The sequence below is a fragment of the Lacibacter sediminis genome (assembly GCF_014168535.1).
GTDB lineage: Bacteria > Bacteroidota > Bacteroidia > Chitinophagales > Chitinophagaceae > Lacibacter > Lacibacter sediminis.
On record NZ_CP060007.1, the window covers coordinates 4,277,556 to 4,290,808 of the forward strand.

At 40.0% G+C, this 13,253-nt stretch carries 11 protein-coding genes; 8 read left to right on the forward strand and 3 right to left on the reverse strand.

Features of this window, described 5'->3' with window-relative positions; genetic code table 11:
* The first annotated feature begins 37 nt into the window (after window positions 1-37).
* On the forward strand, window positions 38-1,111 hold the full coding sequence (locus H4075_RS18225; protein WP_182802251.1) for a sterol desaturase family protein: 1,074 nt from the start codon (window positions 38-40) through the stop codon (window positions 1,109-1,111).
* Between the two features lie 51 nt (window positions 1,112-1,162).
* Here H4075_RS18225 and H4075_RS18230 read toward each other — a convergent pair whose 3' ends face one another.
* Both H4075_RS18230 and H4075_RS18235 read right to left on the reverse strand, forming a co-directional pair.
* Window positions 1,163-2,128, reverse strand: a complete 966-nt coding sequence (locus tag H4075_RS18230; protein ID WP_182802252.1) for a zinc dependent phospholipase C family protein — start codon at window positions 2,126-2,128, stop codon at window positions 1,163-1,165.
* An 8-nt stretch (window positions 2,129-2,136) separates the two neighbouring features.
* Window positions 2,137-2,784 (reverse strand): DUF502 domain-containing protein, encoded by a 648-nt coding sequence (locus H4075_RS18235; protein WP_182802253.1) that lies wholly within the window; start codon window positions 2,782-2,784, stop codon window positions 2,137-2,139.
* A gap of 141 nt (window positions 2,785-2,925) precedes the next feature.
* Between H4075_RS18235 and H4075_RS18240 the strand changes: the two genes are divergently transcribed.
* From H4075_RS18240 to H4075_RS18270, 7 genes are all read left to right on the forward strand, one after another.
* Window positions 2,926-3,555 (forward strand): TetR/AcrR family transcriptional regulator, encoded by a 630-nt coding sequence (locus H4075_RS18240; RefSeq protein WP_182802254.1) that lies wholly within the window; start codon window positions 2,926-2,928, stop codon window positions 3,553-3,555.
* An 81-nt stretch (window positions 3,556-3,636) separates the two neighbouring features.
* Window positions 3,637-5,052, forward strand: coding sequence for a TolC family protein (locus H4075_RS18245; RefSeq protein WP_182802255.1), 1,416 nt, complete (start codon window positions 3,637-3,639; stop codon window positions 5,050-5,052).
* Between the two features lie 29 nt (window positions 5,053-5,081).
* Window positions 5,082-6,248 (forward strand): efflux RND transporter periplasmic adaptor subunit, encoded by a 1,167-nt coding sequence (locus tag H4075_RS18250; protein WP_182802256.1) that lies wholly within the window; start codon window positions 5,082-5,084, stop codon window positions 6,246-6,248.
* A gap of 104 nt (window positions 6,249-6,352) precedes the next feature.
* A complete protein-coding gene (locus H4075_RS18255) occupies window positions 6,353-9,922 on the forward strand; it encodes an efflux RND transporter permease subunit (RefSeq protein ID WP_182802257.1) in 3,570 nt (1,189 codons plus the stop codon).
* A 130-nt stretch (window positions 9,923-10,052) separates the two neighbouring features.
* Entirely contained in the window at window positions 10,053-10,847 is a 795-nt protein-coding gene (locus H4075_RS18260) for a TIGR00266 family protein (protein ID WP_182802258.1), read from the forward strand.
* Window positions 10,848-11,084: 237 nt separating this feature from the next.
* Window positions 11,085-11,417: an ArsR/SmtB family transcription factor gene (locus tag H4075_RS18265; protein ID WP_182802259.1), complete on the forward strand. Its 333-nt coding sequence runs from the start codon at window positions 11,085-11,087 to the stop codon at window positions 11,415-11,417.
* Between the two features lie 37 nt (window positions 11,418-11,454).
* Window positions 11,455-12,291 carry an arsenite methyltransferase gene (locus H4075_RS18270; protein WP_182802260.1) on the forward strand — a complete coding sequence of 279 codons (837 nt, stop codon included), beginning with the start codon at window positions 11,455-11,457 and terminating at the stop codon, window positions 12,289-12,291.
* A gap of 161 nt (window positions 12,292-12,452) precedes the next feature.
* Here H4075_RS18270 and H4075_RS18275 read toward each other — a convergent pair whose 3' ends face one another.
* Window positions 12,453-13,223, reverse strand: coding sequence for an SDR family oxidoreductase (locus tag H4075_RS18275; protein WP_182802261.1), 771 nt, complete (start codon window positions 13,221-13,223; stop codon window positions 12,453-12,455).
* Between the last annotated feature and the right edge of the window lie 30 nt (window positions 13,224-13,253).

Below are 13,253 nucleotides of genomic sequence, written 5' to 3' on the forward strand. Positions count from 1 at the left end.
GCTGCTTTTCTTTTTTATAATACTGGAAATTCTGGTCATGAAATTTTCTTCGAAAACAGCAATACCCTGGAAGGAAATTATTGCAAATCTTCAATCAGGCCATATACTTCTTTGGGTAATAAGAGGTCTCTCGCTGTTTGCATATGATTATGCTCTTCAGAATTACAGTTTCGGCATTATTAACCAGCTGCCTGTTGCTGTTCAATGGATAATCGGCTTTATCGCATGGGATTTTTGTTTTTACTGGAGTCATCGTTTTCACCATTCCGTTAAATTTCTGTGGGCTGTGCATGGGGTTCACCATGAGGGGGAGCATTTTAATCTGTCGTTGGGCATTCGTAATTCATGGTATTCATCTATAACATCGTATCCATTTTATGCTGTGATGGCATTTGCAGGTATTCCTCTAGATATTTTTATAACCGTTTCGGGCATACACTTCTTTATCCAGTTTTACAATCATAATCATTTCGTAAAGAAAAGCGGATGGCTTGAATACATTTTAATCACTCCATCGCACCATCGTGTACATCATGGAAAAAATGATTTGTATGTTGATAAAAATTTCGGAGGAACATTTGTTGTATGGGATAAGCTCTTTCGCACATTCCAGGCCGAAAAAAGAGACATTCCTGTTATTTTCGGGGTTAATGATGCTATTAACAGTTCGAATCCTGTTATTACAAATAATCACAGGTTTTTTACTGGTGGTCGATTACTGAAAAAAATGAAACAGAGTGTTTCATCAACCACTTCATTACCCATCTCCATTTCTGCAAGCGCTTCGTTTTTGCTGTTCATTTTCCTTTTATTTTTTATTTGGCAGGAAACATCTTTTGAAGGTTACCAAAAGCCGATGCTCTTTTTATTGATCTTTCTCGGCACTATTGCCAATGGCGTCATTTTAGAAGGAAGAAAATGGGGGGTATTGCTTTGGTGCATTATTAGCCTGCCATTGAATTTTATAGTCATCCTCTTTTTTAAGCAACCTTTTTGGCTATACCTGATTATTTCTGTTTTACTCGCCGCACATGGACTATTCTCGATATATAGTTATTCCAGGCAAATAAAAAAAGCAGCAGGATCATCAGAATTAAAGCAGCTCATTTAAAAACGCAGTAAATCATTTATTAAGTCAGAGGAAAAACTGCAAACCCTGAATTTAGTCATGTTCTCTTCCAACAATCTTTCCATTGCGCCAGTTATTATTCAGCTCCTCAAATTCTTTCAACTCTTCTGCAGTAAATTCTTTGTTGCTGAGTTTTTTCAAATCTGGCTGACCAGCATTTACCCAAGCCGTGTACCAAAAACCTGCAACTGCAAAAATGCTTTGGCGCATGCGGCGCTCCACCATTCCGTTCAACTTATGATTATAAGCCGTAGTAAAAGCTGTTGAATAAGTTCTGATAGTGATACCGTTCCTGTTTTCAAATGAAAATTTCTGATCAGCTGGGAAGCTTTGGGTCAATTCTTTTTCATAACGCAATACTGTATCAGCAGCAGCTGCACTTTCCAACACCCGCTTCCAGATAAACTGTCCGGGATTTTTAATATGCTCGGCTTTATCTATCCAGAAATCAAATTCCTTTTCTGCTAATAATTCAGGCACTCGACTTTCCCAAAAACCATGAATACCATTTTGATTCGTGAATTGTCCATTGTGATTATGCGATGCATGCAACGGCACATGTGCATCCGCAATGTAATGACCGATCTCTGCACTCAACTTTAAAATCTTTGCCTGGTTCTTTTCTTTAAATGCAGCCGTTAACCGCCACAACATGGTTTGCACCCACCATGGCACAATACCATAAGCATTCACAGTATCAGCAGTAAATTTTGTAACAGCACTATCATAGTTATGTGGTAGTTCAGAAAAAGGAAACGAACCGTAATGATCAATATCAATGTAATGACGTGGCCCTTCTTCAGGTATGGCATAACGTCGCTTATCCGGATCAACTGAATGCTCGGTCAAAAAATCAATATGTGTCTTATAAAACCCGATCATATCAGGCGGCAGCAGAAACACCGCCAGGTAATTGATCTTGCGGTGTCCATAAAATCCCCAACAGAAACATTGCTGTGAGATCAGTAGTACAACAACAACGAATAAGGTCTTCTTCATAAACACTATTACTTGAGTGCTTTCTCTTCCTTCAATATTTCTTCATCGATCTCTTCATCCATCTTTGTAACACCACCGCTGATTGCAAACTTCATCGCTTCTGTACCGGTTAAATGTCCTTCCAATGATTTAATCCTGTTGGCAGGTATAAGATATACATTGCCTGCAATGGAATAACTCATGGGCACATACACAGCAACATAATCTTTCAGACCAAAGTCTTCGGTATCTTCTCTTGTAAGAAAACCCACACGCCACACATCGTTATCATCAATATTCGCCAGCACCGGCCGGTTGAATTTTTTCTTCTCGCCAGCAAATGCTTCAAAGAAATCTTTTACAGTTGTATAAATAAATTTGATGCCGGGCACTTTCTCCAGCCAATGATCGAACAAATTAAAGATGCGGCTTTGAATAAAGAAGGTACTCAGGTAGCCTACCAGGCAAATTGCGCCTATGATAATCAGGAAGCCCAACCCGAAATTGCGGACAATTACTTTTCCTTCATCATCTGTAAAAGTAAAAATGGGGATCAGTTCGTCTATACTGGTCACGATCCAAAACAACGCATAGCCAGTTACCACAATTGGTGCTAACACCAGTAAGCCTTGCAAAAAGTATTGGAATAATCGTTTGTAATTAAAGGTTTTAAACATGTTGTTGCATTTGCCTGTTCAAAAATACATCTTTCGATTGCGGTGCCGCAGTATTAATTTTTTGTGACGAATGGAAAAAAAATATGATGGAAACTTTGGCAACGAATAAAGTTTCCATAGTTTTGCCCCCGAATTGTGAATATGGAGACAAAAGAAAGAATACAAAAAAAGGCACATGAGTTGTTCCTGCGATACGGCATCCGTTCTGTTTCAATGGATGACATTGCCGCACAGCTTGGAATGAGCAAAAAAACCATTTACCAGTTTTTTTCTGAGAAAGATGAACTGGTAAATGCAGTAATGGATGATGAAGTGATGCAAACGCAGCACGATTGTGAATTCTGCAAGAAAAATGCAAAGGATGCAGTGGATGAAATATTTCTGACACTGGAGCAGTTGTACGATCAGTTTTCGCAGTTGAACCCAATGGTTTTATATGATGCTGAAAAATTCCACCCCAAAGCGTTTGAAAAATTCAGGAAGATGAAAGAAGTATACCTGATGGAAGTGGTGGCCCACAATATGCGTAGAGGAATTGCAGAGGAGTTATACCGGGCAGATATAAGTGTTGAAATGATGAGTAGGTACAGGGTAGAAACAATGATGGTTCCTTTTGCAATGGCGGCAACAGCTCCCAGTAAATACAACCTGGCCGATGTAACAAGAGAAACCATGGAACATTTTCTGTATGGTCTTGCAACGTTAAAAGGATACAAACTGATCACTAAGTACAAAGAAGAATATCATAAAAAAAGAAACACTAAACCTTAACATCCATACTAACGCCTGAGTGTTGCACAACTGCTTTCACTTTACTGCGTATAGCGGACAATCACTAACTAAAGACAAGCGATGAAAAAAACAACAAGAAACAAGTGGCTCGTGTTTGCACTGCTGCTGCTGGGTTTTCAATCAACAAAAGCGCAAACAGAATATCGACTGAATGTAAAAGAAGCGGTAAGCCTGGCATTAAACAATGTTGCTGACATTAAAAATCTACGCATTGATTCACTGAAACAGGAAGCACAGAACAAAGAGATCGTTGGCTCGGCGTTACCACAGGTAACCGGTAGCGGTCAGGTGGCACATTATCTTACTTTGCCAAAGATCTTATTCCCCAGTGCTGGTAAAACAGATGTGTATACAGTACTAAACCAGGAAGGGGTAAAAGATGGGAGCGGTAATACCATTCAGCGAAAAAATGAATTTACAGTTCAGGAGTTCAGCTTTGTACAGCCATGGAGCATTACTGCAGGTGTAAGTTTGAACCAATTGTTATTTCAACCGGATGTATTTGTTGGTCTTATTGCCCGCAAAACTTCCATTGAATACGCAAAAGAAAACATCAAAGTTCAGGAAGAAAAAACACGTGAGCAGGTACAGAAAGCTTACTACCAGGTTTTGATTGCTGAACAGCAACTGGGTGTATTGCAGCAAAGCCTTCAACGTTTTCAGAAACTGTTGAGCGACCAGGAGCAACTTTTCAAAAACGGCTTTATTGAAAAACTTGATATCGATAAAACAACTGTAAGCTTTAACAACACAAAGTCGAGCGAGACACAATTGAAAAATGTAATTGAGTTAGGCTATGCTGCATTAAAATTCAGCATGGGACTTAACCAAAGCGATAAGATTGTACTTACAGAAACACTCACTACACAAACTGTAAAAGAAAACATCCTTGATGATGGAAGTTTCAATTACAATAATCGCAGTGAAGTTCGTTTATTAAATACCGTACAGAAACTCCAGCAGCTTGATGTAAGACGTCAGAAACTCGGTTATGCACCAACGTTGGCTTTCTTCTACCAGTTTCAGCAGCAGGGGCAGTTGAACAAAAACTTCTCAGCCTTTACCGGTCAAAACTGGTTCTGGTTCAACTCCAATCTTATTGGTTTGAACTTAAGCATCCCCATCTTCGATGGCTTTCAACGTAAGTACAAAATTCACCAGGCACAATACACACTCGACAAAACTGTGAATACAATGGAGAATGTGAAGAGAGCAATTGACCTGGAAAAAACATCTTCACAGATCAATTTGCGTAATGCCATTATCAACATGGATGCTCAACAGAAGAATCTTGAACTGGCTGAACGGGTTTACAATACCACGAAGAAAAAATATGAACAAGGTCTTGGAGACAGTTTCGATGTTTTGATTGCGGATAACGAATTTCAACGTGCTCAAGGCAACTACTTTGATGCGTTGTACAATGCAGTTGTAGCCAGAATCAGTTATTTCAAAGCCATTGGACAATTAAACTAATCATCAACCATTACTATAAACATCAAATTATGAAACGAATTTTTCAATACACCATCATCGCCGGGTTTGCGGTTGTTCTTGTTGCCTGCGGACAGGGAGCAAAAGAAAAGAAAGGATCGCTTGGCGATAAGAAAGCAGAACTGGAAAAACTGAAAACAGAACAGGTTACACTTGCAACAAAGATCCAGACACTGGAACAGGAAATTGCAAAGCTTGATACCGGCGCAGGCAAAAGCGACAAAGCAAAACTGATAGCAGTTACACCTGTAGTAACTGAAGATTTCTCTCACTACATTGACCTGCAGGGAAAAATTGATGCAGATAATATTTCTTACATCGCACCACCAAACGGACAAGGTGGCCTTGTAACTGATCTTTATATTAAAGAAGGTCAGTTTGTAAAGAAAGGACAACTTGTTTTGAAGATGGATGATAAAGTGTTGCGCCAACAAGTAAAAATTCAGGAAACACAATTAGCACTGGCCAAAGATCTTTACCAGCGTCAGAAAAATTTATGGGATCAGAACATTGGCAGCGAAGTGCAATTAATCTCAGCTAAAACAAATGTAGAAGCATTGGAACGCCAGATCGCAACCGCTTATGAGCAAATAAAACTTTTCACTGTGTATTCACCGGCAAGTGGTATTGCAGATGTTGTTTTAGTAAAAGTGGGCGAATTCTTTTCAGGTATGATGGGAGTATCTCCACAGATACGTATTGTAAACAACAGCACGTTAAAAGCAGTGGTAGAAGTTCCAGAAAATTATATGAACCGTGTGCGTGTAGGAAGCCCGGTTATTGTTACTCTGCCTGATATGAACAAAACGTTCAACTCTACAGTAAAGCTTTCATCACAAACCATTAACCCAAATACAAGAACATTTACCATTGAAGCAAATATTCCCGGTGGCGGTGTTCGTCCGAATTCAATTGCTGCAGTACGCATCAAAGATTACGATGCACCAAATGCATTGGTAATTCCTGTTAATCTCATTCAAACTGATGACAAAGGAAAGTATGTGTATGTGGTAGAGAAAGACAGCAAAGGACGCAGTATTGCCGTTAAAAAACCAGTTGTTGTTGGTGAATCGTATGGCGATAAGATCGAGATCAAAGCAGGTTTACAAACAGGTATGCAGTTGATCTCTGAAGGTTACCAAACTGTTTATGACAAACAGGTTGTAACAATTGGATAAAGACATCATCAGTAATAAGTAATGTTTACAAATGATCAATCTTTCGTTTGTTACTATTTATTGCTGATCAACTAAAACAAGTGCTGACTACATAATCTTATTATATGCAATCAAATCTCATAGAAGGGCTCAGCAAAAAGTTCAAGGAGTTTAAACCTACGAGCTGGAGTGTTGATAATCGCACGGCCATCTATATCATCACCATATTAATTACAGCGTATGGGCTTTTCAAGTTCAATACGCTGCCGAAAGAGCAGTTTCCTGATATTGTGGTGCCTACTATTTCAGTAGCCACTATTTATGTAGGTAACTCTCCTGCTGATATTGAGAACCTGGTAACAAGACCAATTGAAAAACAACTGAAAAGCATCAGTGGTGCAAGGGTCATTAAAGTACAATCATCATCACAACAGGATTTTTCGTTGATCGTGGTGGAATTCGATACTGATGTAAAAGTTGATCTCGCAAAACAAAAAGTAAAAGATGCGGTTGACAAAGCAAGAACAGATCTTCCGCAGGATCTTACTGCAGAACCTGATGTGCAGGAATTCGCTTTCAGTGAAATGCCTATCATGTTCGTAAACATCAGTGGCGATTTTGATCCTGTTAAACTGAAACAGTATGCTGATAAAATGCAGGATCGTTTTGAAGAACTAAAAGAAATTACAAGAGCTGATATTGTTGGCGCACCTGAGCGTGAAATACAGGTGAATGTTGATCCGTACCGTATGGCAAGTTCCAGGATCACTTTCAGTGATATTGAAAATGCTATTGCACGTGAGAATAATGATATTACCGGTGGACAGGTAGAGATCGGCACCATGAAACGTACTGTGCGTGTTCGTGGACAATTCAACAGTTCATTTGATATCAACAATATTATTGTGAAAGGTGTAAGCGGTGCTCCCGTTTACCTGAAAGATATTGCTACCATTAAAGACACGGTAAAAGAAAATGAAAGTTTTGCCCGTTTGGATGGTAAGAATGTTATTACACTCAACATTGTAAAACGTAGCGGAGAAAACCTGATCAATGCAGCTGATAATGTAAAGGCTGCTGTAAAAGATATGCAGGATAATGATATACTGCCAAAAGATCTGAAAGTAACCATCACGGGTGATCAGAGTAAGCAAACAAAAACATCATTCAATGAACTGGTAAATACAATTGTGATCGGTTTCATACTTGTATTGCTGATCCTGATGTTCTTTATGGGTGTAACCAATGCGTTCTTCGTGGCATTGAGTGTACCACTGAGTGTGTTTGTTGCCTTCCTCTTTTTACCGTTGGCTGATTACATTGTTGGTACAGGTGTTACGCTCAACTTCATTGTACTTTTTGCATTACTATTTGGCTTGGGTATTATTGTGGATGATGCCATTGTGGTAATTGAAAATACGCACCGTATTTATCATAACGGTAAAGTGCCGATCATACGCAGTGCAAAAGAAGCAGCCGGCGAAGTATTCATTCCTGTATTGGCAGGTACGGCTACAACACTTGCTCCGTTCTTCCCACTCCTGTTCTGGAAAGGGATCATTGGTAAGTTCATGATCTATTTACCAACGATGTTGATCTTAACATTAGCTGCATCGTTGATCGTTGCCTTTATCATGAACCCGGTTTTTGCTGTAAGCTTTATGAAGCCGGAAGGCCGTGCTTATGATGATAAGAAGAGTAACATCTTCCGTAAATGGTATTGGTGGGCATTCATCATCATTGGTATCATCAATCATGTAATAGGTAATCATGGCACAGGTAACTTCCTGTTCTTTATGGCACTGGCAAGTGTGCTTAACCGTTACTTATTGCGTGATGCTATTTACTTCTTCCAGGAAAGAGCATTACCAAGATTAATGAACAGCTATGAAACATTGTTGCGTTGGGTATTGAAAGGATGGAGACCGGTATGGATGCTTGTTTCATTATTCTTACTGTTCCCGATCGCTGTAGCATTGTTGGTTGCACGTGGTAACTCTTCCACATTCTTCCCGAGTGGTGATCCAAATTTCATCTATGTGTATCTGAAGATGCCCGTAGGTAGTGATGTGAAGTATACCGATTCGATCACAAGCCTGCTTGAAAAGAAAGTATATAAGATACTGGAAAAAGAAAAACCGGGTGAAGAAGGCTCCATTGTTGAAAGTATCATTACGAATGTGGCTGTGAGTGCAAACAACCCACGTGATAACAACCGTAGTACACAACCAAACCTTGGCCGTATACAGGTATCGTTTGTGGAGTATGAAAAACGTCATGGCAAATCAACCAAAGTGTACATTGATGAAATACGCAGAACCATCAAAGGCATTCCTGGTGCTGCTATTAGTGTAGAACAGGAAGATGGTGGACCTCCCACTGATCCTCCGGTGAATATTGAAGTGGTAGGTGATAACTTCAACAATATTGCAAAAGTTGCAACAGAGTTATTCAACTACCTCGATACAAACCGTGTTGATGGAATTGACAACCTGCAGATGGATGTTGATTTGAATAATCCTGAAATAACAGTTAGTGTTGATCGTGAAAGAGCTTTGATCGAAGGTGTGAGTACAGCACAGGTTGGTATGGAATTACGTACTGCATTGTTTGGTAAAGAAGTAAGTAAGTTGAAAGATGGTGAAGATGAATACAAGATCCAGCTTCGCTACAGTGAAATGCAACGTAACAATATCATTGACCTGATGAATATGAAGATCACTTTCCGTGATTTCAATACGGGGCAGATCAAACAAGTGCCTATTAATGCCGTTGCTAAATTTGATTACACAAGCACCAGTGGTGGCGTTAAACGGAAAAACCTGAAGCGTACGATTCAGTTGCAATCAAATATTGCTGATCCTACACAGGGAGCTGCTATTAATGCCGCATTGAAAACAAAGATCGACGACTTTAAAAATAAAGTACGCATTCCGGAAGATGTAACCATTCGTCAAAGCGGACAAAGCGAACAGGAAGCAGAAACAAATGCATTCCTTGGCACTGCCCTTGTTATTGCAATTGGTTTGATCTTCCTGATTCTTGTATTACAGTTTAACAGTTTAAGCAAGCCGTTTATTGTAGTAACAGAGATCTTCTTCAGCGTGATTGGTGTTTTACTCGGTTATGCTATCACTGGTAAAACCATTGCTACGATCATGTTAGGTGTTGGTATCATTGGTCTTGCCGGTATTGTGATCAAGAATGGTATCCTCTTAATTGAGTTTACCGATGAGCTACGCCATCGTGGTTATAAAACAAGAGAAGCAGCGATACAAGCCGGTAAGATCAGGATCATTCCGGTATTGCTTACCGCATTGGCAACCATGCTTGGGCTGTTACCGTTGGCTGTTGGATTCAACATCGATTTCGTATCGTTGTTCCAACATCTCGATCCAAAGATCTTCTTAGGTGGTGATAGTGTTGTGTTCTGGGGTCCATTAAGCTGGACGATCATTTACGGATTGATCTTTGCGTTCTTCTTAACGTTGATGATGGTACCAAGTATGTATATCATCTCTGAACGTTTAAGAAGACCAATGGAACGTTTCTATGGCACCAAGTACATTGCGCTGTTTGGTTTCCTCGGTCCTTTCTTCTTCATCTTTGTTGGTATCATGTACCTCGGCAGAGCTATTCAAGGCAGGAAAGTTTGGGTTGGACAGCAACGTAAAACAGTTCCTTCGAAAATTTAAGATAAAAGTCAATTGTCGATTTTGGTTAGTAACCCTCTCCGTTTCCGGAGAGGGTTTTTCTTTTCTGTTTAACAAAATAATTTTTCGCCCCTATTTTTCTTCCCAGTAATTTCACAAAAAAATTATCATCATGGCAACAGCACACGAAATTGACTACCGCATTGTTGGTGAAGAAATGCAGTACGTAGAAATTGAACTCGATCCAAATGAAACAGCTATTGCGGAAGCAGGCAGTTTTATGTTAATGGATGAAGGCATACAAATGGAAACCATTTTTGGCGACGGTAGTGCTAACCAGGGCACGGGTGTATTGGGGAAATTATTTTCAGCCGGTAAACGATTACTAACCGGTGAAAGTTTATTTATGACGGCGTATACAAACATTGGCCAGGGTAAAAAAATGGTGAGCTTTGCATCACCTTATCCGGGAAAAATTATTCCACTTGATCTGATGCGTTTAGGCGGACCTATCGTTTGTCAGAAAGATGCATTCCTCTGCGCTGCAAAAGGAGTAAGCGTCGGTATTGCATTGCAACGTAAACTCGGCACCGGTTTATTTGGCGGTGAAGGTTTTATTATGCAGAAGCTTGAAGGCGATGGCCTGGCATTCGTACATGCAGGTGGTCATGTATTTGAACGTGAACTGAAGCCCGGCGAATTATTAAAGATCGATACCGGTTGTGTTGTTGCCTATACACATCAAATAGATTTTGATATACAATTTGTAGGCGGCATTAAGAATACCATCTTCGGTGGAGAAGGTTTATTCTTTGCTACATTGCGTGGTCCCGGTAAAGTATGGATTCAAACTTTACCCGTTTCAAGATTGGCCAGCCGTATTCTTTCTTATGGAAGAGGTGCTCGTAAAGAAGAAGGAAGCCTGCTTGGTGGTTTAGGCAATTTGCTGGATGGTGATGGTAGATAACAAAGTTCAATTATAATTGTCATCCTGAGGAACGAGGGATCTGATGGGCATTTGTAATAGAGCCAGGCAGATTTCTCCTAACGTCGAAATGACAAAAAACTAAAGCCGGAAAAATTTTTCCGGCTTTTTGTTTGGAAATCTGAAAAGCTTAATCGTATATTTGCGATATAGAATAAACAAGACGAGCAGATCGTCTTTTTGTTTGAACAGATTAATCGTAAAAACACGATAAATAAAATGGCCATACACAAGAAAGAAGAATTCAGCACGAAAGAACAACACCTGGCAGCTTTTGCAAAAGCTATCAGTCACCCGGCCCGTATTGCCATTCTCAGTGTACTGGCAAAACGTAACCAGTGTATTTGTGGTGAGATCGTAGAGATATTACCACTTGCACAAAGCACCGTGAGTCAGCATCTCAAAGAATTAAAGAATGCCGGTCTCATCGATGGCGAAGTCGATGGGCCACGAACTTGTTACTGCATCAACTGGAAAGCCTTTGAAAAATTCAATGCCGATTTTAATTCACTCTTTGAAAAACTAAAAGAGGCGAACGCCAAATGCTGTTAATCATCAACCATATAACCTTTCATTTAAAACAAACAACATGACAACAGAAACACAACTGAAAGAAATTGTAAAACAGAAGTACAGCGAAATTGCTTTACAGGATAAAGAAACCAATCAATCGTCCTGCTGTGGTGCCGGTGGTTGCTCAACAGAAGTGTATAATATCATGAGTGATGATTATACAAATCTCAAGGGATACAATTCTGATGCTGATCTTGGATTAGGTTGTGGTTTGCCAACTCAGTTTGCTAAAATTCGTCCGGGTGATACAGTGATCGATTTGGGAAGCGGTGCAGGTAACGATTGTTTTATTGCAGTGGCAGAAACAGGACCAACAGGGAAAGTAATTGGTATCGACTTTACACCTGCCATGATCGATAAAGCAAGAACCAATGCAGAAAAAAGAGGATTGAATAACGTAGAGTTTCGCCAGGGAGATATTGAACACATGCCTGTAACTGCAAACACAGCAGATGTGGTTGTAAGCAACTGTGTATTGAATTTGGTTCCGAATAAAGACGGTGTATTCAAGGATATTTTTCGTGTGTTGAAAGCCGGTGGCCATTTCAGTATTTCAGATGTGGTGTTGGTTGGAAATCTTCCTGATGCATTACGTAAAGATGCAGAGATGTATGCAGGTTGTGTTTCAGGTGCTATTCAAAAAGAAGTATATCTCGAACTGATCCAGCAAAATGGCTTTGAGCATATTACCGTCCAGAAGGAAAAAGCAATTAGTATTCCCGATGATATTTTGAAAAATTATTTGAATGAACAGGAACTTGCCGATTTCAAACAAGGTAATACCGGTATTTTCTCCATCACTGTATTTGCACAAAAGCCTTCCTGCTGTGCACCCGGCAGCGGCTGTTGTTAATTCTTTTTTCACATATAAACCTTAGCATCATGAACACAAATCAAAATGATCCCGGATGCTGCTCTACTGGCAGCGATTGTTGCGGCGGCATAACAGCCTGTTGTTAACAATAAAAAAGCCCTGCATAGCGGGGCTTTTTATTTATACGTTCGTATTTCAGTTTATAAAGTTGATCTCACTGCACCTCCATCGACCATGATCGTTTGTCCGGTTACAAAACGGCTTTGTTTACTCAACAACCAAACGGCAAGCGATGCAAAATCATCGGCTTCACCTAACACTCCAACAGGAATAAGTTGAATGGCAGTTTGTTTTACGTCGGCAAATGGCAAACCTGTTTGTTCACTTTTCTTATTATACAATCGATCTATCGCTGGAGTATTATGACTACCCGGTCCAAGTATATTCAACGTTACACCGCTCTTTCCAATTTCCTGGCTTAATGTTTTTACTAACCCAACAACCGCTAAACGCAGCGATGTACTTAATACCAAATTTTCAATGGGTTGTTTTACACTGGAGCTTTCAATATAAACGATTCGTCCATATCCTGCTTTTACCATTGCAGGTACAAAGGCTTGCGTCAGTTCAACTTTCCAGCGTAAGAGTTTTTGATAAGCATCATCCCAATCGCTCAGGGTTGTTTCCAATACTGTTTTAGCGGGTGGGCCGCCTGCATTCACCAGCATTCCATGCAGTTGTCGACCGCCAACAATTGCTTTCAATTTTTCGATCACTCCATGCTGTGTAATATCGCCCGTAACAATTTCTGCGTTTGCAATTGATCCATATTGTTCGTTGAGTTTCTCCTTTCCCCTCGCCACTACAATAACTTTCGCCCCTTCATTTAACAATGCAGTTGCAATGGCTTTTCCGAAACCGCTGGTTGCACCACCTACGATAAAGAGTTGATTTGCTAATTCAAGATTCATATAAATAATTTTTTACGGTCTGGCCACTTC

Excerpts from the sequence above, each read along its gene's own strand:
- H4075_RS18260 (WP_182802258.1), top strand. The coding sequence starts at position 10,053 with ATGGCAACAGCACACGAAATTGACTACCGCATTGTTGGTGAAGAAATG.
- H4075_RS18230 (WP_182802252.1), bottom strand. The coding sequence starts at position 2,128 with ATGAAGAAGACCTTATTCGTTGTTGTTGTACTACTGATCTCACAGCAA.
- H4075_RS18270 (WP_182802260.1), top strand. The coding sequence starts at position 11,455 with ATGACAACAGAAACACAACTGAAAGAAATTGTAAAACAGAAGTACAGC.
- H4075_RS18275 (WP_182802261.1), bottom strand. The coding sequence starts at position 13,223 with ATGAATCTTGAATTAGCAAATCAACTCTTTATCGTAGGTGGTGCAACC.
- H4075_RS18225 (WP_182802251.1), top strand. The coding sequence starts at position 38 with ATGAAATTTTCTTCGAAAACAGCAATACCCTGGAAGGAAATTATTGCA.
- H4075_RS18265 (WP_182802259.1), top strand. The coding sequence starts at position 11,085 with ATGGCCATACACAAGAAAGAAGAATTCAGCACGAAAGAACAACACCTG.
- H4075_RS18240 (WP_182802254.1), top strand. The coding sequence starts at position 2,926 with ATGGAGACAAAAGAAAGAATACAAAAAAAGGCACATGAGTTGTTCCTG.
- H4075_RS18245 (WP_182802255.1), top strand. The coding sequence starts at position 3,637 with ATGAAAAAAACAACAAGAAACAAGTGGCTCGTGTTTGCACTGCTGCTG.
- H4075_RS18255 (WP_182802257.1), top strand. The coding sequence starts at position 6,353 with ATGCAATCAAATCTCATAGAAGGGCTCAGCAAAAAGTTCAAGGAGTTT.
- H4075_RS18235 (WP_182802253.1), bottom strand. The coding sequence starts at position 2,784 with ATGTTTAAAACCTTTAATTACAAACGATTATTCCAATACTTTTTGCAA.
- H4075_RS18250 (WP_182802256.1), top strand. The coding sequence starts at position 5,082 with ATGAAACGAATTTTTCAATACACCATCATCGCCGGGTTTGCGGTTGTT.